At 60.4% G+C, this 26,803-nt stretch carries 23 protein-coding genes; 9 read left to right on the top strand and 14 right to left on the bottom strand.

Annotated elements, in window-relative coordinates:
• Positions 1 to 43: 43 nt before the first annotated feature.
• Together JNJ66_04820 and JNJ66_04815 are read right to left on the bottom strand one after the other, a co-directional pair.
• On the bottom strand, positions 44 to 2,962 hold the full coding sequence (locus JNJ66_04820) for an ATP-binding protein (protein MBL8159755.1): 2,919 nt from the start codon (positions 2,960 to 2,962) through the stop codon (positions 44 to 46).
• A 78-nt stretch (positions 2,963 to 3,040) separates the two neighbouring features.
• Positions 3,041 to 4,132 carry a hypothetical protein gene (locus JNJ66_04815; GenBank protein MBL8159754.1) on the bottom strand — a complete coding sequence of 364 codons (1,092 nt, stop codon included), beginning with the start codon at positions 4,130 to 4,132 and terminating at the stop codon, positions 3,041 to 3,043.
• A gap of 255 nt (positions 4,133 to 4,387) precedes the next feature.
• Between JNJ66_04815 and JNJ66_04810 the strand changes: the two genes are divergently transcribed.
• Positions 4,388 to 5,164, top strand: coding sequence for a hypothetical protein (locus tag JNJ66_04810; protein MBL8159753.1), 777 nt, complete (start codon positions 4,388 to 4,390; stop codon positions 5,162 to 5,164).
• A gap of 29 nt (positions 5,165 to 5,193) precedes the next feature.
• Here JNJ66_04810 and JNJ66_04805 read toward each other — a convergent pair whose 3' ends face one another.
• The 3 genes from JNJ66_04805 to JNJ66_04795 form a co-directional block, all read right to left on the bottom strand.
• Entirely contained in the window at positions 5,194 to 5,586 is a 393-nt protein-coding gene (locus tag JNJ66_04805) for a hypothetical protein (GenBank protein MBL8159752.1), read from the bottom strand.
• Positions 5,587 to 5,688: 102 nt separating this feature from the next.
• Positions 5,689 to 8,004 carry a type I DNA topoisomerase gene (gene topA / locus JNJ66_04800; GenBank protein ID MBL8159751.1) on the bottom strand — a complete coding sequence of 772 codons (2,316 nt, stop codon included), beginning with the start codon at positions 8,002 to 8,004 and terminating at the stop codon, positions 5,689 to 5,691.
• 165 nt (positions 8,005 to 8,169) lie between these two features.
• The gene (locus JNJ66_04795; GenBank protein ID MBL8159750.1) at positions 8,170 to 8,643 is read right to left on the bottom strand and encodes a hypothetical protein; all 474 of its coding nucleotides are present in this window, start codon (positions 8,641 to 8,643) and stop codon (positions 8,170 to 8,172) included.
• A gap of 233 nt (positions 8,644 to 8,876) precedes the next feature.
• On the opposite strand from JNJ66_04795, the gene JNJ66_04790 reads away from it, so the two are divergent.
• From JNJ66_04790 to JNJ66_04775, 4 genes are all read left to right on the top strand, one after another.
• The gene (locus tag JNJ66_04790) at positions 8,877 to 11,495 is read left to right on the top strand and encodes a glycosyltransferase (GenBank protein MBL8159749.1); all 2,619 of its coding nucleotides are present in this window, start codon (positions 8,877 to 8,879) and stop codon (positions 11,493 to 11,495) included.
• Positions 11,496 to 11,519: 24 nt separating this feature from the next.
• Complete coding sequence (locus tag JNJ66_04785; GenBank protein ID MBL8159748.1) at positions 11,520 to 13,151, top strand: glycosyltransferase family 39 protein; 1,632 nt, start codon at positions 11,520 to 11,522, stop codon at positions 13,149 to 13,151.
• A 114-nt stretch (positions 13,152 to 13,265) separates the two neighbouring features.
• The gene (locus tag JNJ66_04780; GenBank protein MBL8159747.1) at positions 13,266 to 13,937 is read left to right on the top strand and encodes a hypothetical protein; all 672 of its coding nucleotides are present in this window, start codon (positions 13,266 to 13,268) and stop codon (positions 13,935 to 13,937) included.
• 29 nt (positions 13,938 to 13,966) lie between these two features.
• A complete protein-coding gene (locus tag JNJ66_04775; GenBank protein ID MBL8159746.1) occupies positions 13,967 to 14,350 on the top strand; it encodes an FKBP-type peptidyl-prolyl cis-trans isomerase in 384 nt (127 codons plus the stop codon).
• A gap of 65 nt (positions 14,351 to 14,415) precedes the next feature.
• On the opposite strand, the gene JNJ66_04770 is transcribed toward JNJ66_04775, so the two are convergent.
• From JNJ66_04770 to JNJ66_04760, 3 genes are all read right to left on the bottom strand, one after another.
• The gene (locus JNJ66_04770; protein ID MBL8159745.1) at positions 14,416 to 15,624 is read right to left on the bottom strand and encodes an ABC transporter permease; all 1,209 of its coding nucleotides are present in this window, start codon (positions 15,622 to 15,624) and stop codon (positions 14,416 to 14,418) included.
• Positions 15,625 to 15,626: 2 nt separating this feature from the next.
• Positions 15,627 to 16,334, bottom strand: a complete 708-nt coding sequence (locus JNJ66_04765; protein ID MBL8159744.1) for an ATP-binding cassette domain-containing protein — start codon at positions 16,332 to 16,334, stop codon at positions 15,627 to 15,629.
• Between the two features lie 135 nt (positions 16,335 to 16,469).
• Positions 16,470 to 16,952, bottom strand: a complete 483-nt coding sequence (locus JNJ66_04760; protein MBL8159743.1) for an Hsp20/alpha crystallin family protein — start codon at positions 16,950 to 16,952, stop codon at positions 16,470 to 16,472.
• Positions 16,953 to 17,124: 172 nt separating this feature from the next.
• On the opposite strand from JNJ66_04760, the gene JNJ66_04755 reads away from it, so the two are divergent.
• The gene (locus JNJ66_04755) at positions 17,125 to 17,775 is read left to right on the top strand and encodes a type II secretion system protein (GenBank protein ID MBL8159742.1); all 651 of its coding nucleotides are present in this window, start codon (positions 17,125 to 17,127) and stop codon (positions 17,773 to 17,775) included.
• An 8-nt stretch (positions 17,776 to 17,783) separates the two neighbouring features.
• Here the strand turns inward: JNJ66_04755 and JNJ66_04750 are convergent, their stop codons facing one another.
• The 5 genes from JNJ66_04750 to JNJ66_04730 all read right to left on the bottom strand — a co-directional run bounded on the left by JNJ66_04750 (position 17,784) and on the right by JNJ66_04730 (position 22,795).
• Positions 17,784 to 19,079: a DUF2130 domain-containing protein gene (locus tag JNJ66_04750; GenBank protein ID MBL8159741.1), complete on the bottom strand. Its 1,296-nt coding sequence runs from the start codon at positions 19,077 to 19,079 to the stop codon at positions 17,784 to 17,786.
• A gap of 128 nt (positions 19,080 to 19,207) precedes the next feature.
• Entirely contained in the window at positions 19,208 to 19,945 is a 738-nt protein-coding gene (locus tag JNJ66_04745; protein MBL8159740.1) for a hypothetical protein, read from the bottom strand.
• Positions 19,946 to 20,101: 156 nt separating this feature from the next.
• Entirely contained in the window at positions 20,102 to 20,839 is a 738-nt protein-coding gene (locus tag JNJ66_04740) for a hypothetical protein (GenBank protein MBL8159739.1), read from the bottom strand.
• Positions 20,836 to 21,573, bottom strand: coding sequence for a hypothetical protein (locus JNJ66_04735; GenBank protein ID MBL8159738.1), 738 nt, complete (start codon positions 21,571 to 21,573; stop codon positions 20,836 to 20,838). The genes JNJ66_04740 and JNJ66_04735 overlap by 4 nt, the downstream gene beginning before the upstream one ends.
• 94 nt (positions 21,574 to 21,667) lie before the next feature.
• Positions 21,668 to 22,795 carry a methionine adenosyltransferase gene (locus tag JNJ66_04730; protein ID MBL8159737.1) on the bottom strand — a complete coding sequence of 376 codons (1,128 nt, stop codon included), beginning with the start codon at positions 22,793 to 22,795 and terminating at the stop codon, positions 21,668 to 21,670.
• 354 nt (positions 22,796 to 23,149) lie between these two features.
• Here JNJ66_04730 and JNJ66_04725 point away from each other — a divergent pair, with 354 nt between their 5' ends.
• Both JNJ66_04725 and JNJ66_04720 read left to right on the top strand, forming a co-directional pair.
• The gene (locus tag JNJ66_04725) at positions 23,150 to 23,656 is read left to right on the top strand and encodes a hypothetical protein (protein ID MBL8159736.1); all 507 of its coding nucleotides are present in this window, start codon (positions 23,150 to 23,152) and stop codon (positions 23,654 to 23,656) included.
• A 129-nt stretch (positions 23,657 to 23,785) separates the two neighbouring features.
• Positions 23,786 to 25,039 (top strand): replication-associated recombination protein A, encoded by a 1,254-nt coding sequence (locus JNJ66_04720; protein MBL8159735.1) that lies wholly within the window; start codon positions 23,786 to 23,788, stop codon positions 25,037 to 25,039.
• A gap of 2 nt (positions 25,040 to 25,041) precedes the next feature.
• On the opposite strand, the gene JNJ66_04715 is transcribed toward JNJ66_04720, so the two are convergent.
• Positions 25,042 to 26,130, bottom strand: a complete 1,089-nt coding sequence (locus JNJ66_04715) for a glycoside hydrolase family 6 protein (protein ID MBL8159734.1) — start codon at positions 26,128 to 26,130, stop codon at positions 25,042 to 25,044.
• Between the two features lie 206 nt (positions 26,131 to 26,336).
• Between JNJ66_04715 and JNJ66_04710 the strand changes: the two genes are divergently transcribed.
• Complete coding sequence (locus tag JNJ66_04710) at positions 26,337 to 26,798, top strand: hypothetical protein (GenBank protein MBL8159733.1); 462 nt, start codon at positions 26,337 to 26,339, stop codon at positions 26,796 to 26,798.
• Positions 26,799 to 26,803 lie beyond the last annotated feature (5 nt).

The raw sequence follows: 26,803 nt of genomic DNA, 5'->3' as shown, positions 1-26,803 counted from the left end.
CCTTATGACTATTATATCACAAAAATCTAAAAAAGTAAAATATTTAGCGCAAAATCAGTTCGTGGCCGTCGTGCATGCCGCCAGACTGAGGTGCCGGCCGGGCTGGCGCTGAGGCTGGAGCCGGAGCGGTACGGGGTGGTGCCTGTGGGGCGCCTTCAGGACGGGCGTGGCTGCCCGAGGCGGCGCGTGGAGCGTCCCCGCCGCCTTCGCCGCCCTTGTTCTTGCCGCGTGAGCGTGAGCGGCTACGTTTGCGCTTGGGACGGTCGCCGCCTTCATCGCCGGAAGCCGACTGCCCGCCTGCCGGAGCCGGACGGGCGGAGCGTTCACTGCGTTCTTGGCGCGGCGTTTCGGGCTGCTGGGCAGAAGGTGCTTGTGGGGCCGTAGCAGCCCGTGTGGCTGCGGGAATGGCGGCAATCGGTTCCTTGGTCGTCTTGGCGGCTGGAGCAACCTTCTTGGCGCCATCATCAACCGGCCACTTCTTCTGCTGTGCTGACGATTTGGGGGCCTGGTTGCCGCCTCCCCCGCCGTTATTGCCACCGCCAGCCTGGGCTGGCAGCTGTTGGCTGGTCGGGTTCATCAGGGCTTGAATCTCGGCCTTGACCTCGTCATGCGGACGGCCGAAGGTGCGGCGGGTGTTCTCGATGATGTAGGCGCTGAGATCTGTCTGGTTGGCCGGCAGTGCCAGCGTGGTAGCCGAGAAGGCCGGGGTCTTCTCGCCCTTGATGACCATGCTGACGATGAAGTGACGGTTGTTCATCTGCAGCAGGTCTTCCGGCAGGAACTGCGGCTCGAAAGGCTTGGAAAGGACCGGTGCGTCATCGGCACTGACGCGGAAAGAAATCATCGTACCGACGTTACCAAAGACGGCCGAACGTACTACATCCGACATCTGGGCGGTGTACTGGTTGGCGACGGTCAGGTTCAGGCCGTACTTACGGGCCTCTGACAGGATGGTGGCGAACGAGTCGGTGGCGAAGTTCTGGAACTCATCCACGTAGAGGTAGAACGGACGGCGGTCCTCGACGTTGGGGATGTCACTGCGGCTCATGGCGGCCAGCTGGATCTTGGTAACCAGGAACGAACCGAGGATGGAGGCATTGTCCTCGCCGATCAGACCCTTGCTCAGGTTGACGATGAGGATCTTGCCTTCGTCCATGATCTGGCGGATGTTGAAGGTGCTCTTGGGCTGGCCGATGATGTTGCGGATGATCGGGTTGGCCGTGAAGGCACCCACCTTGTTCAGCACCGGCGCCACAGCTTCGGAGGCGAACTTGTCCTGCCAGCTGGCGAACTCGATGTTCCAGAAGTTGAGTACCACGCTGTCGGTGACGTGGCCAAGGACGTCCTTGCGGAATTTTTTATCAGTCAGCATGCGGGTGATGTCGAGCATGGTCGAATCCGGGTAATCAAGCAGGGCCAGGATGGTGTAGCGCAGGATATACTCCAGGCGCGGACCCCAGGAGTCACCGAACATGCGCTTCAGCACGCCGATGATTTCGGAGCTGATGTTGTTCTTCATGTTGGGGTTGATGACTTCCATCGGGTTGAAGCCGACCGGGAAGGCCGTGTCGGCCGGGTTGAAGTAGACCACGTCCTTGATGCGGTGGGCCGGGATGAACTTCATGTTGTTGACGGCGAAATCGCCGTGCGGGTCGATGATGGCGTAGCCCTGGTTGTGGAAGATATCGCTCAGCGCGAACAGCTCCAACAGGCCCGACTTGCCCGCACCGGTCTGCCCGATGATGTAGATGTGACGGCCGCGGTCAGAGCGGTACATGCCGAACTGCTGCTGGTAGCCGCGGAAGTTGGTCAGGCCGAAGGCGCTGATGTTGTTGTCGTCCGGGGTGCCGGCCAGTACCGGCAGCTTGGCGGGCGGCTCGGCGGTCTTGGAACTGGCCCAGACGATGTTGGGCGTCTCGACGTTGGTGTGAGGCAGGTGGTAGAGCGAAGCCAGCTCTTCAATATTCAAAATGATGCCCTTGTCGATGAAGAAACGGGCTTTGGCCTGAGCCAGCGCCTCACGGTCGTAGGCCGGGTTCTTCATGGTAAAGCCGTTGAGGTTGGTACTGTTGTACTGTTTGAAGGTGCCGACGATGGCCTGCATGCGCAAGCGGGCGGTCTGCTTGTCGTTGCCCACATACACTAAGCGGATCTTCACCTGGTAGCCCAGCTTGGTACTCTTCTTCTCGGCTTCGGCCAGGCGGGTCTTTTCGCGCTCGGACAGTTCCTTGGCGGTGCCGGCTCCTGGCTCCGGTGGTTTCCAGAGCGCCTCAAAGAAGCCCTTCACCCAGCCGGCGCCGGTCATGAAGCCGTCTCCCCCGCCGCTCTTGACGCGGGAGATATAGGCGGCGGAGCGCTTGTGCCAGGTGTCGGCGATTGGCCGGGCCATGACCTGGATCCACATTTCCTCACCCGGGTCGTCGAGCTTGGCGAGGGTGGCGGTGATGGCGGCCAACGGGTCGACGTCGAAGGTCTGGAAGGACTTGATGGGCAATACCTCGTTGTCAATCAGCCCCAGCTCGGCGCTGTAGATGACGGATTGCCGGATGTCGCGGTCGGCGTAGTCCTCGTCGGCCTCGTGGATCTGGACGGTCGGGTACTGGGCGTAAATCTGGCCTTCGACGAAGTTCTGCAGGTGCTTGGGCACCCAGACGTAGAAGCGGATGTGTTTTTCGATGGAGGCGATCTCGAAAGAGATGTGCTCCTGGAGCGCCCCTTCCAGTCGCAGTTCACGCGGTGAACGCAGGATGCCGTGCAATGAGGCGAACATCTGCTCGGCTGCCAGTTCCTGTTTGTCGTTGGCGCGCGGAATCTCCAGGACCAGCAGCGTGTGTTCCATATTCTGGACTGTGGTAGCCTTGCGGTTGTTCTGCCATGTGAAATAAGCCAACACGGCGACGATTGGCAACCATATGTACCATTTGCCTAGGATACCAAGCAATATTGAGAAGACTACATCCATAATAATCCTGCCTTCCTATTGTCTCGCAATAGGAAACAAGGTGCAACTACTATACGCTAGTGTTTTGGTGATGGCAGTCTAAGCCTTTGCCGCGGTCTCTTTGACCGGTTGGGGCTGTTCGGCCAGGCCGTAGGTGGCCTTGGCGACGCGCTTGAACTGCGATTTGCCCTGGAGGTTGAGCAGGATGGTGGTCTCTTTGACCTGGCGGTGCTTTAGGACGCGGCGGACGATATCGTCGCGGTGCAGCGGGCCGCCTTCCTTGCGGAGGATGTCGGTGATGATGTCAGCGACGGTGCCCTTGTTGTAGCCCCAGTCTGCCAAGGCGTAGATGCCGCGGCCGATCAGAACAAAGCGCTTGTCCTTGATGAGCTCGTTGTGGATGGCCTGGGTGGTCACGTCCTTGCGCTTGAAATCTGAGTCCTTGATGGAATCGGCGATTTCGGAAAAGTGCATCGGCTTGTGGTTCTCTTCCAGGATGACATAGATCTTGTCACGGATGTTCTTGGGATTGACACTTGGCCACTTGGCAAGGCCCCAGCGGTCCTTGAGTTCGGCAAGATGCTTGCTGGTGCGGGCCAGGGCGCGGACATGGCTGGGGTGGCCGTGGTTCAGCTTGTCGTGCAGCTCTTCGGTGGACAGCGGCTCACCGTGCTTCTTGATGGTAGTGACGATTTCGTCGACGTGGCCGCGGATGGCCTTTGCGTCGTGCTTCTCGCGGATACCGACGGCGTGGTGGTAGTGGTCGTTCTCTTCAACGACAGCCAGGTTGGGAGCCAGCTCGGCGACAAAGGCGACATGTGCCTTGTCACGCTCGGCGTGTTCGCCTTTGCCAAGACGGTGTGCCAGGTCTCCGACGCGGGCGACGCCGCCCATTTCGTGCAGGTGGCGGACGAAGTGCTTCTCGAGGGCGGTGACATGCGGCAGCTTCTCCTCGTCCTCGGCAGCGATCTTCAGGCGGATCATGATAGCTTTTTCAAGCTGACGGACACGCTCGCGGGTAATACCCAGCAATTCACCGATCTGCTCCAGGGTCTCTTTACGATCGTACAGACCAAACCGGCGCGCCACGATTTCGCGCTCACGTTCCCGCTCGACTGTAGCGAGGATATCTTGAACGGCTGAGTGGACGTCGGGCATTACGGCCTCTGGTGAGGATGAGGAATCGCTCATGTATTCTCCTTATTTAGTAATGTAATGTATTGGCTAATATATAAAGTACTATATAACAAAAGCATATGAGTGTCAATTATATTTTTCGTGTGTTTTTTGATGCCCTCCGGGAGATGTTTCGCATGTGCTTAATTATAGCATGAAATAGACGATGAAAACAAATTAGTTGCTAGTAAGCCGAAGGCCGCCCGGTTCCTTCCCTGTTGATGCTTATGATTTTATAGTTTTGCTATATACTGAAGAAAAGATTTTGTCATGAAACAGATACGCACAGCTATTGGAACAAGGGCGCGGCGGCGATCGCTGGCTGCCGGCGTCACCACTTTTAGCGTGGTCGCAACGGTGGGCATCGTGCTGTTGCAGGTAGGGTTGGCGGCGGGCTCCACGGTGTCGGTAGAGGTGGAGGATGCGCTGGCCAACGACCAGCCGGGCGGCGTCCAGCTGATTGAAGACACGGCTGCTTCCGGCACGGGCGCCCTGCTGTTTGGCACGGTCACCGGTGGTCCTGTCAGCGGCGGCGATGATGGCAGTGACGGCGCCTGTACGGCTCCAAGCGGCCTGGCGATGCAGGATGTCCCTGAAGCGACGAATTATCCCTGGAAAAAGACTGGCGCTGAGGCCATTGTCTACTTTGACACCAGTACGGTCGGAGCTCCCTATGACGCCTGGGTGAGCAATGCGGCCGCAGCTTGGTCCGTCAGTCCTTGCGTAGAGATGCGCGTGGCCGAAACGGGCTGCAGCACCCAGGCTATCTGCGTCACCATGACGGCCCACCCCCAGGATACGGACGCCCAGGGCAATATGGGCTGGACTGGTTTTCAGTATGCTAATGGCTACCTGACCACGGTCCATATGGATCTGTATGTCACGATCGACCAGGCGGTCCTGAGCCATGAGATGGGTCATGCTATCGGCCATGGACACCGCACCACCGAGCATGTGCTGATGAACCACTTTGTCGATCCGGGGCTGCTTGAGCCGGATGATATAGAGCTGCAGAACCTGTTGGTGCTGTATGCGAACCAGCAGTAGATGGCCGCTAAACAATCAATCGAGTGCTCCTAAAGGCTGGTAATGACGCTCTGAAGTTCCTGTCTGTATCCAGGCTGGTCGATGTCGTGATGGGTGTTAGCGATGATGCGCAATGGCCAGCCAGTGGACTGATGGATATCGCTCACGGCTTCACGGAACGTCGGCCACGCCGCCAACTCCTGATCTCCCGCCAGAACGGCTGCCCTGCGTACATGTGTCCGTTCTAGCAGTGACATCAGGCTGTTGGTCTGGAACTCGGCCAGTTGCTGCAGTGTACACCACCCGGTGAACTCAGGTGCGATGAGCGGCATATATTCCTTGAAGTAGCCGCTCGGACTGCATAGCGTCAGTGTATCCAGCGGCCGCTCAGCGCTGGCCAACAGGCTGATCATGGCGCCGAGCGAGAAGCCCCAGAGCGACACGGGGCGTCGTCCATCCAGGGACTGATGGGTATCAAGCAGCTCAAGTAACCCGGCAACCCACTCTGAGGGTGCGAGCGTCGATGACAGTCTTCATTAATCGCTTTACTTGGCAGCGGCCTTGCGACGGAAGCGTCCGCCCTCACCCTTGGCTGGTGCTGCGGCCAGTAATTCCTTGGCCTGCTCAAGCGTGACAGCCTTCGGCTCGGTTCCCTTGGGAATCTTGGCGTTCTTCTTGCCATCAGTGATGTATGGACCGTAGCGGCCGTTGAGGACCTTGATGCCATCACCCAGGTCGGCAATGTTCTTTTCGGCCTCCGCCTTGAGCTTGGCGTCATATAGCTCCAGAGCTTCATCAAGCGTGATGGACATCGGGTCAAGCGGCTTGATGCTGACGAACAGCTTATCTACCTGGATGTAGGGGCCAAAGCGGCCGACGTTAGCCTTGATGTCGCGGCCGTCCTTCGTCTGGCCTACGGTGCGCGGCAGCTTGAACATCTCGAGTGCCTGCTCCAGGGTGACGGTCTCCAGGCGGGCCCCGGCTGGCAGCGGTGCGAACTTGGGCTTGTCTTCCTTGTCTTCGGCAGAGCCGAGCTGCAGCATCGGGCCGTAGCGGCCGAAGCGGGCCAGGACGGGCTTGCCGGTCTTTGGATCGGTGCCGATCTCGCGGGCCTGGGCGACGGTGCTGCGGTCGATGCCGCCCGAATCTTCGATGAGCTTGTGAAACGGCTTATAAAATTCTTCCAGCATCTTGTTGCGGGCCAGTTGGCCGCGGGCGATCTGGTCGAAGTCCTCCTCTACCTTGGCAGTGAAGCCATAGTCGACAACCTGATCGAAATGGCCGGTCAGGAAGTCGCTGACCACCTGTCCGGCGGCGGTCGGCACCAGCTTGCCGCGGTCGGCGCCGGTCTTTTCCTGGACCAGTTCACGCTCAACGGCGTCTTTGCCAAGATTCAGTACGACGACGTCGCGCGGCGTCCCCTCGCCTTCGCCCTTCACGGCGTAGCCGCGCTCCTGGACGGTATTGATGATGGTGGCGTAGGTCGATGGCCGGCCGATGCCAAGGTCTTCCAGCTTCTTGACCAGGCTGCCTTCGGTGTAGCGGCTTGGCGGCCGGGCGAAGGTCTGGCGTGCACTGGCGCTGAGCATGTCGAGTGCATCTCCTGCGGTAACCGATGGCAGCAGGTCCGGATCTTTCTTACTGCCGCCGTACACGCGCAGGAACCCGTCAAAGACGATGACTTCCCCCTTGGCCTCGAACTGGTGCTTGCCGGTGGAGATGGTGATGGTGACGACGGTCTTCTCAAGCTTGGCCGGTGCCATCTGGCTGGCCAGGGTGCGGCTGCGGATCAGGTTGTAGAGTTTCTGGTCGTATTCGTTGCTACTGCCCTTCTCGAGTGCCATGTTGGTGGGGCGGATGGCCTCATGGGCCTCCTGGGCACTGGCGCTCTTGGTCTTGAAGGTGCGCACCTGGTGGTACTCTTCGCCGAAGGCCTTCTTAATATAATCGGCGGCTGCGGCGATGGCCTGTCCGCTCAGGTTGACCGAGTCGGTACGCATGTAGGTGATCTTACCGTCCTGGTACAGTTTCTGGGCGCTGGACATGGTGGCCTTGGAGCCGAAGCCCAAACGGCTGTTGGCATCCTGCTGCAGCGTACTGGTAGTGAACGGCGGCGCCGGATTACGGGTGCTGGGGCTTTTGGTGACATCGGCCACGGTGAAGGTGGCTCCGAGTAAGCTCTCTAAAAAGGCCTGCGCCTCGGCTTCTGTGGCAAAGCGGTGCGGCAGCTCGGCCTTGAACGGCTGGCCGGCGGCGGTGAATTCAGCAGTCACCTTAAAAGTGAATGAGCCTTCAAAACCATTGATTTCACGCTCACGCTCCACCAGCAGCCGTACCGCCGGCGACTGGACACGGCCCGCCGATTTGCCGCCCGGCACCTTCTGCCAGACGACCGGAGACAGTTCAAAGCCCACCAGCCGGTCAAGAATCTGGCGCGCCTGCTGGGCCTGCACCAGGCTCATGTCGACGGTGCGCGGGTTTTTGACCGCATCTTCGATGGCGCTCTTGGTAATCTCGTGAAAAACGATGCGGTTGGTCCTGGCCGGGTCGAGGCCCAATACTTCGCACAGGTGCCAGGCGATCGCCTCTCCCTCGCGGTCCTCATCCGTCGCCAGCCAGACGGTTTCAGCGGACTTGACAGCCTTTTTCAGTTCGGTAATGACCTTACGTTTCTCGGGGTCGACCTCGTAGACGGTGACGAAACCCTTGGCGGTGTCGATCGGCGGGCTGCCGTCCTTGGTCTTCTTGGCGATACTGCGGATATGGCCGATGCTGGAGAGTACCTGGAAGTCCTTGCCCAGGTATTTCTCTATGGTCTTGGCCTTGGCGGGGCTCTCGACGATGACCAAGTTCTTAGACATCGTGGTCGCCCTTTACGTTTGTTGTATATATGTATTCGTTTATCATAATGCTTCGCTTACTCTAATGTACTTGGCTTGGTTGATGCAAGTGTCTTATTGAGGGTGCGCACCCTCCCGGACCAGTTGCCGGGAGGGGCGCAGCCTATTGTCGTGCAGCGCCGGAGGTCAGTCCTCCGGGTCGACGGGCACCACCCTGAAGTCGATCACCGGTCCCCACTCGGGGCTGCCGGGCGGGTTGGGCTCGAAGACGCCGATGCCGACGAATGCCGGTTTGGTGTCCCCGTCCAGCCCGTCGATGACCAGGCGGATCTCGTCGCCCTCCCCGGGGATCTGCTCGATCACCCGGGATTCATTGCCGTGCTTCTTCTGGATTGCCGGGTCGGGGCTGTTGTAGGCCTCGGCGAAGACCGGGACGTTGCTCAGTGTCTGTCCGGGTGCCGGGCAGATCTGCACGTCGACCGCCAGGTGCTGGCTGCTCAGGCGCTGGGTGTCGACCAGGAAGATCGCCGCCCGCGTCTGCCCGGTCGTTGGACGGACCTCGTCGCAGTCGACGCCCCCACGGTTGCTGATGACCACCAGGGTCACCGCAGCCGCGACGATGGTCAGCAGGATCAGCGCTCCACGTCGTCTAAGAATCAACGTTTTCTCCTTGGTGCAGGCAATGTTCGCACATTGCTGGTGACAATAAGGCGACTGTCAGTATACACTATTGTCAATAGGCAATATATTGGCTATTAAAGAAAATACATCGTAAAACTGTCGCGTTACCTCCTAAAACGCTTGTTTTTAATAAATATACTTGCAAAAAACTGAAAAATGTGCTAATATATAAATAAGACTACTAAACACCAGGGAAATGGGAAGGAAGAGTCGTGGGAGCTAATAATTCCGTCAAGCAGGCGTGGCGTTCTGTCAAACCGCTGACCACCATCATCGTACCAACCTTTAATGAAGCGGATAACGTGCTGTTGCTCGTTGGTCGGATTCGCCTGGCTCTCAGTGGCCGGCCGGTCGAAGTACTGTTTGTTGATGACAGCCCGAACCTTGATACCATCAAGGCTGTGACGGCTGCCCGCGTGCTGTACCGTACGCCGACTTTCCATGTCCGGATGTATCACCGCGAAGGTGATGCCCGTCACGGCGGCCTGTCCGGCGCTGTGACCGACGGTATCCTCCGGGCCCGCTCGGAGCAGATCATCGTCATGGACGGCGACCTGCAGCACCCGCCGGAAGTACTGCCCCGCATGATCGAGGCTGCCGAGGCTCAGAATGCCGCCGGCGTCAGCCCCGACGTGGTCATTGCCAGCCGGTACTGTGCCGGCGGTGATGCCGGCGGGCTTGACGGCGGCATCCGCCACTTCGTCTCCCGCGGCTCCACGTTCCTGGCCAAGGCTTTCTTTCCCAAGCGCCTGCGCGGCGTCACCGACCCGATGACCGGCTTCTTCCTGTTCCGCCGCGAGGCCATCGACCTGGGGCTGCTGCGTCCGAAAGGCTTCAAGATTCTGCTTGAGATGCTGGCGCGTCACTCCAGCCTCAACGTCACCGAAGTGCCGTTTGAGTTTGCCGAGCGCACTGCCGGTGAAAGCAAAGGCTCATTCAAGCAAGGCATGCTGTTCATGGGCCAGCTGGCCGTACTGAAGCATGTCAACAGTATTGATTCTGTCGCCCGCATCCCCCGCTTCGTCCAGTTCGGCCTTATCGGTGGCGGCGTTTTCGCGGCCGGGCTTGCCCTGCTGGCGCTGCTGGTAGAGCGCCTGGGCATGTCGCCGGTCTACGCCAACGGCATCGTCCTGGTGGTTACCTTCCTGCTGAACTACCTGCTTAATAAGAACATCACCTGGCGTGACCGCACCGTTACTAACGGCGCCCTGGCCAAGTTCATCGCCTCGCGGGCTGCCACTTCGGCGGTCAACTACTACCTGTTTGCCTGGCTTATCGCTCAGTCGTTCAGCTTCACGCTGGCCGGCCGCAGCTTCAACTTCGAGCTGCACTACCTGGCGGCCAGCGTCGTGGCCCTGGCGGTAATCATGGTGCTCAACTACATCATCAGCGACCGCTGGGCCTTTGCCAGTGCTGCCGAGAAAGCAGCCGGCCGCCACCGCGTCTTCCCGATGGGCAAGCTGGCCCTGGGTGCCCTGGTGGGCATCCTGGCTGCTGGCGTCTTTGTCCAGCTGCAGCTGACGCTGGCCATCCTGATGGCCGTCATCGGCGTCGGCATGTTCGTCCAGGCCAGCATGGAAGTCTGGCGCATGACCTACGCCTACCGCAGCCCCGAAGCTGTCAGCCGCCTGCGCTTCCCCGACCCGAAGACCCCCAAAGAGAAATTCCTGATGATCGTCCCGGCCCGCCATGAGCAGGAAGTGCTGGACACTACCCTGTTGCAGCTGGCTAAGCAGACGCACCCGAATGTCGATATCATCTCCGTCATCTGTGACGACGATCATGAGACGCTGGCTGTCGCCCGCTCTGCCGCTGCCATCAGCGACCGCATCACTGTCGTCGAATACCCGCTGCGCCCCGGCGTCAAGCCGAACAAGCCGCTGCAGCTGAACTACGTGCTTGAGACGGTCGCTCAGAAAGATTACACCGTCATCGGTATCGTCGATGCCGAGGATGGCGTCCACCCCGAGCTGCTGGCCCACGTGGACACGGCTTTCAACGACCGCAAGGTCGGGGTCGTCCAGGGCGGCGTCCAGCTGATGAACCACCATTCCAGCTGGTACTCCCTGCACAACGTCCTTGAGTACTACAAGTGGTTCAACAGTGCCATGGCCTTCCAGTCCGACAACCGCTTCATGCCTTTAGGTGGCAACACCATCTTCATCCGCTCTAGTCTTCTCCGCCGTGCCGGCGGCTGGCCAGTTACGCTGACCGAAGATTGTAGCTTGGGCGTGTTGTTAAGTGTCAAGTTCAAGACCAAGACGGCCGTCTACTACGACCCACGCCTGGCTACCCAGGAAGAAACACCTGACACGTTGGCCGGACTCTTCAAACAGCGCGTCCGCTGGTGCCAGGGCTTCTATCACGAGTGGCGCAAAGGCCTGTGGCGCCAGCTGCCTTCCCTGCGTCAGCGCCTGCTGGCTGGCTATGTGCTGGCTGGTCCGGCCATGCTCGCCTTCTCGACCGTCATGCTGCTGGTCACCCTGATCGCCATGGCTCAGCTCAAGGCGCCGGTCGCCCTGGTACTGCTGATGTTCATCCCGCTGATCCCGTTGGCACTGCTGCTGGTGCTGAACGCCGTCTTCCTGAGTGATTTTGGCAAGGCTTTCCAGCGCAAGGTCACCGTGCGTCAGTATGCCACCCTCTTTGCCACTTTCGCCCTCTACCAGATGGTGTTGAACATCGCCGGCCTGTGGTCGATGATCCGCGAACTGCGCGGCGACACTACCTGGCACAAGACTGCTCACAGCGGCCGCCACCGTGGCGCCGAAACCCAGGCTTCCGTTGCACAGAATACCGCTACGGCAGCTATAATGGGTGAGAAAGCCTAGGTAATAAGGATGGGTACTGCCACTATGGCCAGCAAGAAACCAGCAAAAAAGAAGATTGAAACACCACAGACTCTCGGCCAGCGCCTGGCCGCCTGGCTCAAGACCTACCGGCTTGATGTCCTGGTAGCCAGCGTGCTGCTGCTGATCGCCGGCGTCGTCGGTGCGCTGAACATGCCGAACTCACCGCAGCGCTTCGAGGACGAAGGCACCTACGTCTCCCAGGCCTGGGCCGTCCAGTACAAGGGCGACCTGGCCCACTACACTTACTGGTACGACCACCCACCGGTCGCCTGGATCCAGCTGGCCGGTTATACGGCCCTGACCGGCGCCTTTGACCGCCACGCCTCATCCATCACCGCCGGCCGCGAATTCATGGTGGTAGTCCACCTTGTCAGCGTACTGCTGGTCTTCATGATCGGCCGGCGCCTGGGTATCGGCCGCAGCGTCAGCGCGCTGGCGGCGGGGCTGTTCGCCCTGAGCCCGTTGGCAGTCGAGTTCAGCCGCTACGTCCTGCTCGACAACATCGCCCTGCCCTGGTTGCTCGGCGCCTTCTTCCTGGCCCTGACGCCGCGGCGCCACCTGTTGCCTATCGTCGGCAGTGCCATCTGTATGGCTGTGGCCATCCTCAGCAAGGAGACGTTCCTGATCTTCCTGCCGGCCCTGGCCTACCTGCTGTGGCAGAACAGCGATAAGCGCAACCGCCGCTTCATGCTAGCCTCGTTCTCGGTGGTCTTCATCGCCATCGTCAGCTTCTATGCCCTCTACGCCCTGCTTAAGAACGAGCTGTTCCCCGGTGAGGGCCATGTCTCGCTGCTGGGCACGCTCCTCTGGCAGCTCTTCGGCCGCGAGGGTAGCGGCAGCATCCTCGGCGCCGACAGTGACGCCCGCAACCTCTTTAACTTCTGGATGGACATCGATGCCTGGCTCTTCTGGGCCGGTGTGGCCGCCATGCCGTTCGCCTGGTTCGTCCGCAGCGCCCGCCCGTTCGTGGTGGCGCTGGCTATCGGCCTGATCATGATGCTGCGCGGCGGATACCTGCCCTACCCGTACATCATCGCCCTGTTGCCGCTGGCGGCCATCGTCATCGGCGCCGCTGTACACCGCTTTGTCGTGGTGCCGCTGCTGGATGCCCGCAAGACCAAGTTGGTGCTGGCCGGCAAGGTAACGGCTGGCATCGCAGCACTGGCCCTGGTTGCCGGCTTCGCCACGTATGTAGTGCCCGCCTGGCAGCCGCGTCTGCAGGCCAGTATGACTGAGGACGTTGACAAGTCGAGCCGCCAAGCGGTTGACTGGATCAATAAGCATGTCACCCGTGACAAGCGCATGGTCGTCGAGTCTGCCCTGTGGACCGACCTGCAGGACAAGGGCTTTAACAAGCCGGACCCGGTCTGGCTGTACAAGACCGAGACCGACCCCGAAGTAGCTGCTGAGATCAGCGGCTGGCAGAGCATCGACTACATCGTGCTCAACGGCCCGACGCTGGACGAACGCAACCGCAAGGAATTCCCGACCGTCTTTGAAGCCAAAGACCACGCCAAGCTTGTCGCCGACTTCGGCCAGGATAATCAACGTATCCTGGTGCTGAAGGTCGACAAGAGCGGCACGGTGCACACGCCCAAGAAGGACGCATCGTCCACCCCGAAGTCAGAGAAGTAACCGATCGCTGTCCTCATGACAATAGCCGCCTCGTTCTGGGGCGGCTATTGTTTTCACGTGAATAATATTGTAAAGCATAACCAACCGGCTTGACGGAGTTGTATACTGTAGGGTATGAGAAACACTACCGCACGAACAATCATTGGCATAGCAATCATTCTCCTGGGCATCGGCACCCTGCTCGATGGACTGGAGATCTTTAATTTTGGCGACCTGGTTGAGCAGTACTGGCCGACGCTGCTGGTCATCGTCGGGCTGGTCATGCTTATCAACAGCGCGCGCAACTATATCTGGGCGGTGGTCATCATCGCCGTCGGCGTGGCCCTGCAGCTGCGCGAGCTTGATGTGCTACCCGACTTTAACCTGTGGAGCCTGTTCTGGCCGACCATCCTGATCATCATCGGTGTCTCAGTGCTGACCAACCGCGCCGGCCGGGCTACCAAGCATCTGAGCCAGGAAGAACGCGATGACGTCGTTGCGCTGCTGGGCGGCGCCGAGAATAAGAACAAATCGGGCGACTACAAGGGCGGCAAGGCGACGGCCATCATGGGCGGCGTCAAAATCGATCTGCGCAAGGCGGCCATCCACAAGGAGGCGACGCTCGAGGTGGTGGCTATCATGGGCGGCGTCGAGATTATCGTGCCGGAGACTTGGGTGGTGCGGCCGGCGCTGACCCCCATTTTAGGCGGCGTCGAGGACAAGACGTACAGTGCAGGCGCCAAGAACGCACCGGTGCTGCATGTCGTCGGTGATGTTATTATGGCCGGGGTGGAGATCAAGAATTAACTAACTGGCCACCACGGAAAGGACTCTTTATGAATCAAGATAGGCTTGAAGGCACCAAGATGGCGGGGTTTGACCCGGTCGAAACCGTAACGGAACTGCACATCATCGATGTTGCCGAAGGCAACGGCCAGGTCGTGCCAAGTGGCGCGGTCATCACGGCGCACTACACAGGCGCTCTGGCTAAGGACGGCACTATTTTTCAGAGCTCACACGACATGGGGCGGCCCATCACCTTCCCGCTGAGCGGTGTCATCGGCGGCTGGCAGCAAGGTGTGCCCGGCATGAAGGTTGGCGGTACGCGCCGGCTGGTGATTCCGGCGCCGCTGGCGTACGGCTCACAGTCCCCTGCTCCGAACATTCCGGCTAATTCGGATCTGGTGTTTGATATCGAGCTGGTGTCAATCGATAATTAGCGGTTACGTTCGCATAAAAACACCCGGATGCATTGCGGTCCGGGTGTTTTTTGTATGCTGCGGCTTTACTTGCGGGCGAAAATTTCCTTCAGGCTCAAGCGGCGACTGTACTCCAGCGCCCCGAAGCGGAACAACCGCACGGCGACGCTCAGTGCGATGGCCGCCGCCAGGACAAGCAGTGCTACGCCAAGGGCCGTCTCCCACGGCTGCAGGTTGCCCACGGCATTGCGGAGCATCAGCGGAATTGGTGCGGTGGGCGGGAAAAGCGTCAAAAAGCGCACCAGCGGGCTCTCTGGCGCCGAGATGAACAGTGTGACGGCATAGAGCGGTGCGAACAACAGCGTCATGACGACGCCGAAGAAACTGTTGGCCTCTTTGGCGGTGGGAGTAGCTGCGCCGATAGCGATCAGCAGCCCGGTATACAGCATGAAGCTGGCGAAGAAGATGGCCGCCCCGACGGCGATGCGGCCGGCATCCAGCGGAATGTTGGTGATGTCAAAGTTGGGCAGATTGAACTGCGAGCCAAGCAGGAAGTAGCCGGCGACGACTGGTATCAGGATGATGAGTATCTGGGCCAGGGCCAGGACGATCAACGACAGCACCTTACCGACAATCAACGTGCGCGCATCCACCGTCGTCAGGAGCATCTCGATGACCCGGTTCTCCTTCTCTTCGGTGGTGCTGGTCAGCATCTGGTTGCCAAACAGCGCCATCAGGATATAGAACAGTACCAGGAACATGCCGGGGGCGACGAGCTGCTTGAAGCCGTCGTAGGCGTCGCCGTCGCGGTAGGTGGTGGCGCTGTAGGTAACGTCGTTCTGCAGGATGGCTTTGACCTGCGGATTGATGGCGCCGGCCACTGATTGCTTCAGAATAAGCTCGCTGACCCCTTGGTAGCGGCCATTGTCGAACAGTCCGACGTCGCGGCTGTAGATTTCGACCGGCTGCCTGCTAAGGTCCTGAGGATAGTAGAAGTACGCGTCAAGCGAGCCGCTGGTGACGGCTTGGATGCCTTCCTCCTTGTCCCTGAGCACCTTGGCATCAAGCTGGCGCAGAATGGCCGATTGTACCAGGCCGGACCTGTCGGTGACGGCGAGCGAGAACTTATCGTTATTGTTCTGCGTGGCGGCTTCTTCTGTCGTCTTGTTGGAGAAGTAGATGATGGCAGCGATGGCGGCGAATATCAATGGGAACGACAGGGCTGATATCCAAAAGCTCTTCTTTTTGAGTGAGCGGATGACTTCAAAACGGAAGACGGTACTCAGGTTATGCATGGTTACGCCTCCTCCTGGCGACTATCGTGCTGGCCATAGACTTTGATGAAGATGTCATCAAGCGACAGGCCGCCGAATTCTTTGCGGACAGTCTTGACCGGACCGTACGCCCGGGCGGCACCGTCTTTGAGCAGGATGATGCGGTCGCAGAGGCGCTCAACCTCTTCCATCTGGTGCGTCACGAAGACGACGGTAGCCCCGGCCCGTTGGTGCTCCTCGATGATTGACATCAGCAGCCGCCGGTTGACCGGATCGAAGCCCTTGGTCGGTTCGTCCAGGATGAGAAGCTCAGGGTCGTTCATGATGGTGATGCCAAGCTGCACCTTCTGCTGTTGGCCGCCGGAAAGCTTATCGAGGCGCAGATTGGCCTTGTCGGCCAGCTCGACCCGCTCCAGATATGCAAGCGACCATCGTTTTGCCTCCTGGGGAGACAGGCCTTTGAGCTGTCCGAAGTACGACATGATATCGAGTACTTTCTCTTTCTTGTAAAGGCCGCGTTCTTCAGGCAGGTAGCCCAGGCGTACGCCGCCATCGACGCGGTATGGCTTGCCATCGATAAGCAGCCGCCCGCCGGCCGGCTGGTAAATGCCCAGCAGCGCCCGTATGGTAGTGGTCTTGCCCGACCCGTTGCTGCCAAGCAGGCCGAAGGTCTCCCCGCGCCTGACCTCGAATGAAAGGCTGTCGATGACGGTAGTGTCTCCGAAGCGCATAGTAAAATTTTGGATTTCGATAAGTGGTGTCTGCATCCCCTTCACCTTAGCCTGACTCGCTCGGAGCAGTCAAGATTTCATTAAAACCCCGCCATGTTGCAGGCGGGGTTTGCAAGCGCTTCAAGCTTGGCGCTGCTATTTCTTGGCAGACTTCTTGTCTGTTGGGCCGGCTTCTACGGCGTTGGTGCTGCGTTTGATGGCGATGTGCTTCGGTTGCGGCAGTTCCTTGTAGGGCACGTGAACTTTCAGTATGCCGTTTTCCAGCTTGGCATCGATGGCGTCGACGTCGGCGTTCTTGGGTAGCGCGAAGCGGCGGAAGTACTGGTTGACGCTCTGACGCATCAAGTAATTCTTGCCCTTGCCGCCATCTTCCTGGCGCTCCTGATGCTCGGCACGGATCTCCAGGGCGTCCTCATGCTGGTTGATGGTGATTTCTTCCTCGCGGAAGTTGGCGAGGTTGGTCTCGATGGTCAGACCTTTTTCGTCGTGGTAGATGTCGGTCGCGGGCAGCATGTGGTTGTTGTTGCCCAGGTTGCCAAACGTGTCATTGAACAAGGAATTGACTTGTTCGTGCAGTGTGTTGAGTTCTGCGAAAGGGTCCCATTTTACGATTGCCATAACAATAATCCTCCTTTCTTACCATTCACCGCGGCACCGTTAGTAGATACCGCTTACGATTCTAGTGTAAAAAATTGGCACTCTCGTGTCAAGAGTGCCAGAAGCGACCGAACGGGCGTGGTGTGTGGCTAAAAAAACTGGTAGAATCAGGCCAGAAGTAATAAAGACACACATGAACATTCTAAGGAAGTATTGCTGGCAGCGCGACAAGGCACGTGGCTTTACAATTGTCGAGTTGCTGATTGTGATTGTGGTGATCGGTATCCTGGCCGCAATCGCCCTCTCTGTTTTTGGGGATTCCCAGCGCCGGGCACGCAATCTTGAAACATCCGAACTGGTAAAAGTGTACAAGAAGGCCCTGGTGGCGTACGTGACCGTCAACGGGCGCTACCCTGCTGATGAATCAAGCTGTCTGGGCTTTGGTTATGGCGATTATTCAAACGACAGTATTCCCGGCGATTGCGTGACGTGGAACGGCGATGAGTCGATTGTCGAGAATCCGCTCATCCTGGATCCGCTGAAGCAATACACCGGACTTGCCAAGGCGCCGACTTCTAAATATGCGCCCCGGAGTGATGGCGGTGCGATGATCGGGGCCACCTTCGAGTACATCGGCGGCGTGAACCTGGATGGCCAGCCGCATCCCTGGTGGATTACCTATCTGCTTGGGGGGCAGAACCAGAAATGTCTTACCGGCCCCGTAGTGTCGTTGCCGAGCTGGCCGAATTTCAGCTCCACGCCACCCGCAAGTGGTCCGACTGAGGGTCACGGCAGTATGGATAGCAGCTGCTGGATTGCCACGCCCGACCCTGCGCGGCTGTAGGCCGATGATTACACCAGAGCCGCCTGCTCCAGCTCCTCCACCCCATCACCCAGCTCCAAGCCCTTGATGCGCAGCATGGCCGCCTGTCCGACATGCCCTTGCATGCTGCCGATGATGTTGGCGGTGCCCATCAGCAGCTTCTGGGCTTGCTTTTCTCGCTGGGCCCAGAGTTTTTCATAGGCGATGCGCTCTTTGGTGACCTGCGTGGTCATTTCCTGGTACGTCTCGACCATGCTCTCAATCTGCTGGATGAACTCGTGGCTGGTGACGAAGTTGTATAGTGCTTCGGCCTTGTCGCCGCGGTTCTCGGCGATGGCTTTCTGCATGCCGGCGTCAAGCAGGCTCTTGCGCAGCAGTGCCCCTAGTACGATGGCCAGTTGCGGTTTGCAGATCCAGACGCCGCTGTGCTGGCCGATATCCTCAGTAATGTGCTTGGGCATGACCTCGGTGACGATGATGGCGATGGATGCCCGGGCGTTGCGCGCATCCTCTTTCAATTTAGGAATCCAGCCGTCCACCCAGTTCTTGGTCCGCTTGATTTCCCAGATGATACTGCCGCAGCCGGTGCCGCGCGGACTCTTGACGGTCTGCATGATATCGCCGCCACGCACGCCTTTGGCCACCGGCGCTATCTCGTCGTCGCGGAAATTCGCGGCCAAGGCCTCCTCCAGGTCGAGCTCCATGATTTCGCCTTGGAGCTGCTGGCTGCCCTGGGCGGCCTTGCGCTGGGCTTCGTCCAGGGCCTTCTGCAGGTCGGTGATGGTCTTTTCCTTGGCGGCAAGGTTAAGCCGGGCTTTCTCGTCGGCCGATTTCTGCACTTCCTGCCGGATCTTTGCCTCTTCCTCGGCAATCTTTTTCTGGGCCTCGAATTCGGCGTTCTCCTTGGCCTTGCGCTCTTCGCGCAGTTCGCGGGTCAGTTCGGTCAGCTGCTCGCGGAGGGCTTTGCTGTCGGCTTTGGCACTCTCGGCGTCGTCGCGCAGCGTCTTGATGAGGCTTTCCTGCTCGATGGCTGATTTTTTCTGGGCGCTGGCGGCTTCCATGGCCAGTTTCTGCTTCTCAAATGCCAGGTCGGCTTCGGCCTGTTTGTGCATCATTTCTTTTTCACGGGCGAGGGTGCGCCGGGCCAGGGCTTCTGCCTCTTCCCGCTCCTTCTTGATGGCGCTGTCCTGCTCGGCCTTGATCTTTGCCAATTCCTGTTCGTGCTTGTGGCGTTCGGCGGCCAGCACGCGGGCCTCAATCTGGCCTTCCATGGCCTTATCGATAGCGATCTCAATGCCGCAGCCGGTACAGATAACGGTAGTCATGATTCCAGTATAGCGGCCATGATGGCAATCGGCTGTAGTGTTAAACAATACAAAAGCCCACCGGTGGTGGGCTGTGGGTGGGCCACCCCGGCGCGAAGCGATGTCGCGCCGGGGTGGCCCGGAAGAGGTCAGCCGGCTGCGGCCTCCTGGACGGCCAGGCGCAGCGGCTGCAGCGCGTCGGCCGGCAACAGGGTCTGCTGCAGCGCCTCCAGTACCTGCGGGGCAGTGATGACGCCGCGGCCGATGTAGCGCCGGGCCAGGCCGCCGTAGACCTGGCAGACGGTGCTGTCCACGTGGTAGCGGCTCTCCTCGTCCAGTTCACCGTCGTCGGTCAGGCCGAGCATGGCGGCCAGGAGGTGCTGGCCGATCTCGTCCAGGACGGTGAAGGTGCGCCCGCTGTAGTGGGCCGCGCCGTACACCCGCATGAGGTGTCCGATGCGCTCCATCCACTCGGCGTGCTGGTCGTCGGTCAGGGGGCCGGCGTTGACGGCTCCGAGGCGGCAGTACACCGCGGTCGCGACCGCTGCGGCGACCCGCCACTTCTCCCAGGCGGAGACGCCGGTCTCGTCGTGGCGCTGGACGCCGGCCGCCGGACGTGCGGGCGGCTCCTGCAGCGTGCCCAGCATGACCGCCCGGACGCCGCCCACCACCGCGGTGCAGTGGCCGGCCAGGGCGCCGATGATGGCGTCGCTGTCGGCTCCGGCGCGTTCGATGCGGCCGGAGTGCTTCAGGATCTTGCCGATGACGCCAGGATCGCTGGCGACACAGCTGATCAGGCCCAGCTGGAAGCCGGGGTCGTCCAGGACACTTCTGGTGAATTCCAGGCGCTCGCGCTCGGACTCGTCCAGTGTGCAGCTAGGGGGCATGGTCTTCCAATCGTCGAGGGACGGATGTGATGACGCCGCTGTTACAGATACGGCGAGTCAATTATAGAATAAAAATATAATAATGCAATAGAAAAGAAGACGGCCACCCCGGCAGCGGGCTAATCGCCCGTGCCGGAGTGGCCACATGTCCCGTCCTCAGGACTTTCTCGCCGGCCGCCCAGGGACGTGCCGGTCGAGTGCGGAACAGAGCGCCGCGGAGGCGGCGGGCGGGAATGCCTGCCGGAGCTCCTCCCTGAGTTCGTCGGGGATGCCATCCCGGGCCTGCGTGATGCGTGCCCAGGCGTCCACGATGGGCCGGTCGGTGTCGTACGGCGCATCCAGCGTGGTGCGCCGGAACAGGCCGCGGTCCTGCCGCTGGTCTGGCCGCCCTGCCTGTGCGGCGGTCAGCTCGATGAGCTGCCGGACGGCGTCCTCCCAGATGTCATACGCCTCATCGACGCTGACGCTCCGGATAGCCGACCGTTCGAAATGGCTGCGATGCGGCGCGACAGACATCGCCGCGCCGATGCGCCAGAGATCATCCTGGGACAGGCCCCGCAGATGCTCCATAGCCCCGGCGATGGTCCGCCTGGACCGGTTGCTCATGATGGCGTGGAGGCTGTCGATGATGCTGTCGCACCGGGTCGCCAGTGCCTCCAGCCGGGCGGTCTGCCACTGCTGGGTCCGGACCGACAGGATGTCGGTCAGCCAGCGTGGCCAGCGGCCGCCCGTCCGCACCAGCCGGGTCGCGACGGAGCGCTGCCACCGTGGCAGATAGTCGCGGATGACGGCCGGATTGGTCATGAGGTGGGCCCGCATCGTTGCGCGCCAGCCGGGTTCGGTCAGGAGGCAGCTGATGACAGCCCGCCTCTGGTCGGTCGTGTGACTGGTCATGCTGCTCCGTTCTGGTTGGCGGTGTGCCGGCGATGCGCCTCGTCCAGCACCTCGAAGGTGCCGTACGGCAGGGTCAGCCGCAGCATCTCCCGGACGGACACCGGGTCGACGTTGTGTGCCACGGCCAGCTCGGCCCAGGCATCGACGATGGCCGGGTCAGGGTTGTACGTGTGGCCCTGCACGGCGCTCAGGAGCTGGTGCAGGTCGATAATGCCCTGGTATTCCGGGCGCCGCAACCTGTTCCTGAGGACGAGGTCGGCGATGGCGCCCTGCCAGTAGTCGGCGAGCTCGTCGACCGTCACGCGCTGCATGCATGCCGCCTCGAAGCGTTCACTTGATGGCACGAGGGACAGCGTCGCGAGCATCACCCACAGGGTGTGGTCGGATAGACGCGCCAGGCAATTCAGCTGGCGGATGTCGGCTACGGTGTCCCTGGGTCGCGTCAGGTGGGCCAGGACGCGGACGAGGGTCTCGCAGTGCACGGCCAGCCGTGCCAGCTGCTCGTCCCGGCGGCGCCGGGTCTGCTTGAGCAGCAGCTTGACCATCCAGTTCAGGCCCGGCCGCTCGAGCGGGCTCAGGCAGCGGATCAGAAAGTGGTCAGCCCTGGAGAGATGCAGTCGGCTGATGTCCGGGTTGACCATCAGGCAGCCATGGAAGGCTGCCTTCCAGCTTTCATCGTGCAGCAGGTTTTCCAGGGCCGTGCGCAGTCCGGGGCTCATGGTCAAAGCGGTCATGACTCCTCAATCGGTCGTGGGAACGGGCCCGTCCGGAAAGTGGACGGGTTCTTTATATTATACTACATTTAACTATAAAATGCAATTCAAAAGCTTACGCTGCACCCACGACACGTTCCCAGGGCACGTCTTTACGGCCGAAGTGGCCATAAGCGGCGGTCGGCAGGTAGATGGGCTGCTTCAGACCAAGGGTTTCAATAATATTCTTGACGGATGGCACGAGCAGTTCGCGGGCGTACGCCTCTATGTCGGCCTGAGGCTTGGTGCCGGTGCCGAACATCTCGATGGTGGTCATCACCGGCTCTTTGGCACCGATGTAATAGGCCACCGCCACCTCGGCCCGCTCGGCCAGGCCGGCTGCCACGATGTTCTTGGCAAGATAGCGCGCTGCGTAGGCGCCAGAGCGGTCAACCTTGCTGGGGTCCTTGCCGCTGAACGCGCCGCCGCCGACACGGGCGAAGCCGCCGTACCCATCGACGACGATCTTGCGGCCGGTCAGGCCGGCATCGGTATAGGGACCGGGAATGTACCAGATGCCGGTGCCGTTGACAATAAGCTGCTTCGGACTGATGGCGTAGCCGTACTCCTTGAGGACGGGTGAGACGATATGCTCGTGTACATCCTGCTTCACTTCATCGTGCGACACGCTTTCATCGTGGGCGGTGGCGATGGTGACGTGGCGGATGCCGCTGGGGCGGCCATCCTGGTATTCGACGACGACCTGCGCCTTGCCGTCAGGGCGCAGATAGCCGATGACCCCTTCTTCCCTGACCTGGTCGAGCCGGCGCGTCAGCGCATGGGCCAGGACGATCGGCAGCGGCAGCAGTTGCTCCGTCTCGCTGCAGGCGTAGCCGAACATCATACCTTGGTCGCCGGCGCCGTATTCTTCGACGCCGATAGAGATTTCCGGCGATTGCTGGTGGATGTAATCACGCACTTCCGCGCCATCGTGAAAACCCCATTGCGGGTTGGTGTAGCCAAGGCGCCGGATCTGGGAGCGGGCGATGTCTGCGAATTTGACGGCGGCGGTGCTGGTGATTTCGCCGGCCAGCGTCACCTGCCCGGCACCGACCAGAACCTCGATGGCCGTGCGGCTGTGCGGATCCTGGGCCAGCAGGGCGTCGAGGATGGCGTCGCTTATCTGGTCGGCGATCTTGTCGGGATGGCCGGCGGCGACGGATTCGCTGGCAAACAGCGTCGTATTGTTGTTGGTTCGGGGCATAAAAATAACTCCTTTCGTATCTGCCGTGTGCGCGCCGGCAGGCAGGAAGGAGCTGAACAATCGGTGGATGTGTCATATCTCCCCTGCCGTCCTTGACAGTAAGCGTGTTACTGGCGCCGACGCGGGCTAGATGAAGCACCTGGCCATCCGTTGTACCGACGGAAGGGCTGGTTGCTGGCAGGTCATAGAGCTAGGTCTCTCGCTGCACTCGTGATACGGGTTTGGTTTGTAAGGTACGGGATTAGTGTAAGCGGTATGGCGGGGTTTGGCAAGGGCAAAACGATGGACTATCTTGCAAAATTATTATATTATAGCGCTGCTCTGCGCCCTGTACCCTACGACAAGGAGAGCGGCATGAACCGAACCAACTGGCGTATCGTTGCTGCCGGCATCGTCATGCTTGGCTGTGCGCGGCTGTTGGCCGTGCGACTGCTGCGCAAGCACGACACGGCACTCAGTGAACAGCGTGATCTGCAGAAGGCCCTGGACAGCGAGCGGCTCAGGCATGAGTATGAGCTGAAGCGGGCCGAGACCGAGTTGGACATTCTGCGGTCTGAACTGATCCGGCGCGACACCAACCGTGATGGGATCTGGCTGCTTGTCGGCATGGTCCTGCTTGCTGCATGGGTGATGAACGTCATCGTCCAACCACTGCTGCTGGGCAGGCCGCCGGGCGGCGAGGCCTTCGACATGATGCTGGTCATCGGACTGCTCGGCGTCGCTTCGGTGGCCCAGGGAATCCGCCGGCTTTCGCCGGCACGCACGCTCTGGGGATTCGCGGTGCAGTGGGCGTGCGTCATCGTGCCGCTCGGCTTCGGCCTCATTCTGGGCTACTGGCAGCTGACCGGATTTGGGCTGTAGGCCCGGGTAGGATAGCGGCTGCCCGGGCTCCGGGCCCGTCTTCCCCGCCCGCGTGGGAACGTATTCACGGCTGGACCGTGATTCACCCGTGCGAGGCGGGGCGTTTTCATACATGGGTATAATAGGAATATGAACCATGCCCCACTCGCCGAACGGATGCGCCCGGAAACCCTCGATGACATCATCGGCCAGCAACACCTGGTCGGTGCCGGTAAGATCATCCGTGAAATCATTACCGCCAAGCAGCCGACCAGCCTGATATTGTGGGGGCCGCCGGGCAGCGGCAAGACGACACTGGCGCGCATCATCGCCCGGGAGACCGGCGCGGCCTTTGTGGAGCTGAGTGCGGTCGTTGCCGGCAAGGCTGACGTCAAGAAAATCATTGATGAGGCAAAGGAACGGTTGTACGGCAAGGCGTTTGCGCCCGGCGGCACACCAAGTTTATTCGACGTGCCGACAGAAAAGACCGACGCACAGGCCAGTGCCCGCAAGACGGTACTGTTCGTTGATGAAATCCATCGTTTTAACAAGGCGCAACAGGATGCCTTTTTGCCGCATGTCGAAGACGGCACCATCATATTGATAGGCGCAACCACCGAGAATCCAAGTTTTGAAGTGATCACTCCCCTCTTGAGCCGCTCGAGGGTGCTGGTGCTGGAGCCGCTGAACAAGGAGAATATCCTGGCAATTCTGCGGCACGCCGCAAAGCGCGAACACCTGGACAGTAAGCGGCTTCCAGACAAAAGCCTGGATCTGATGGCGGAGCTGTCCGGCGGCGATGCCCGGGTGGCTCTGGGCAATCTGGAGCTGGCTGTGCAGCTGGCCGGCACAAAGCAGATCACAACCGAAGTAGTGGAGACGGCCGCCCAAAGCCGGTTGCCCGGGTATGACAAGCAGGGCGAGCAGCACTACAATATCATCTCTGCATTCATCAAAAGTATGCGGGGCGGCGATGCTAACGCGGCGCTCTATTATCTGGCGCGCATGATCCAGGCCGGCGAAGACCCCAAGTTCATCGCCCGCCGCATGGTCATTTTTGCTTCCGAGGATATCGGCCTGGCGACGCCCGGCGCGCTCAACCTCGCCGTCGCAACCTTCCAGGCCGTAGAGCGGATCGGTATGCCGGAGTCGAATTACATTTTGTTCCACTGTGCGACGGTGCTTGCCAGAGCGGCAAAATCGCGCGAGACGACCGATGCTATGCAAGCGGCCCTGGCGGCTGCCAAGCAATACCCCGACCTGCCGGTGCCGTTGCAACTACGCAACGCACCGACGTCATTGATGAAGGACCTGGGCTACAATAAGGGGTATGAGTGGCAAGCCGGCTTTACGCCCGACGAAGGCTTCTTGCCGGACGAAATTCGCGGTCTGAAGTTTTTCTAGGCTTACTGCTGCTCGGGCAGGTCGTAGACGGCATTGGCAATCAGCCCCTGGGCATAACTTTCGAACCACTGGCCGGCAGCCGGGCCGCCGTTGCAGGTGCCATCGGACTGGCCAGGAGTCTTGATCCATAGGTACGCATCGACGTATTTACCCAGCGACGGCGTAGTGGTCGGTTTGACCCCAAGGCCACGGCCGGGCGGGTTGCACCACTGCCGATCGGCGGTCGGCCCTTTGCCGTTGCGGCTAGTGTCGATCAGGTAGTGCTTGTCGCCGACCAGCGCGGCGACGGCATCGCCATACTCAGCGACATCAGCGGTAAAGTCGAAGTTCGAGACGTTCAGCGAGAATCCTCGAACCTTATTGATGCCGACCTGCTGCAGCAGACCGGCGGCTTCGGCAGGCGTCTTCCAGCTGGCATTGCCCGCATCGATATAGACGTACGCCTTGGTCTTGGTGGTGAAGGCGTCGACGGCATAGGCCATGTCGCCGATGCGCGTTGCTTTGGCGCCCTCATTCAGACACTCGAGTTGCGGTAGGGCATCCGGCTCCAGGACGATGATGGCCTCGCGCTGGCCGATACCGTTGACGATCTGGTCGATCCAGGAGCGGTATGCCCCCGAGTCGCCGGCACCGCCTGCAGAATACTGGCCGCAATCGCGCCCGGGAATGTTATAGAGGACGAAAGCAGCGATTTCGCCGCGGCTTTCTGCTGCGGTCACGTCACCGTTGACTGAGCCGCCCGGGTCGTTTGACCAGTCGCCGACCCAGATGGCAATCGGCGTGCTACTGATGGCCTCAGCCCGTCCCTCTGCGGCCAGGCGGCCATCGTTATAGATACCTTTGCCGCGGTATGGGGAGGAATTGTCGGGAATGGTGGTCGGGTCGGTGCCAAACCGGACGGCTTTGCTGCCGCTGGCGGTCGGGTCGTCAATCACATTGGCTTCTGGCACTTCATTGCTCGCTTCCGCCTCGTAGTTGACGACAGGCCCGGCGGCCAGGGTGCTCAAGGTGTACAGCCCGATTCCCATCACGCACAAGCCTACGGCCGAGGCAATCACAAAGTTAGGTTTACGTCTTTTTTCGATTTTCATTGCTGTGTTTCTTTCAGCCCACCTGAGAGGTTTATGCTTATATATTGACGCGTATAAGCCGGTATGTCAAGGCTCCTTAAACTATACTTAACAATGTTTTTGACGGTTGACAATAGCCTTGCACGGGCGTACTCTGGAGGCGTACACCGAACAGGCCGGCGTTGGTGCCAGTCTGTTTGATCGCACACTCACGGAAGGTGCTGGACATGTCGATTACTGACGACCGATCTCGCAAGGGGCTGACGTCCGCGGAGCTCTGGCAACAGGAGTGGGACTCCTTCTGCGAGTTCGTCACGGCACTGGCCGCCCTGCTGGGCATCGAGCTGGCAGCGGCCGAACGCGCAGAGGGGAGCTCAATGGCGAGCTTCCGCTTCCTTGGCGCTGACAAGCGCAACGACACCGCCGCCTGGGCGGCCGCCTACCAGCGGCTGTTCGGGGAGATGTCGCAGTGCCTGCCCATCGGGCCGGTCGATACCCATCTCCACCTGGCTGAACAGCTGGCGGCGCAGCATCGACTGCGCATCGGCGGCAGCGTGCGACCGATCTTCGGCTTCGTCCTGTCAACCCGCGGCAACGGCTACACAGTGGTGCCGATGCGCGCCAGCGTGAACACGCTCAGGGCGGTGGTCGCTGCTCGCCGCGCGGCGGTCGAAGACAAGGCCGCCTGATTCCG

It is taken from the genome of Candidatus Saccharibacteria bacterium (assembly GCA_016789455.1).
Taxonomy (GTDB): domain Bacteria; phylum Patescibacteriota; class Saccharimonadia; order Saccharimonadales; family Saccharimonadaceae; genus CAIJKY01.
This window is presented reverse-complemented; position numbering and strand designations above follow the sequence as displayed.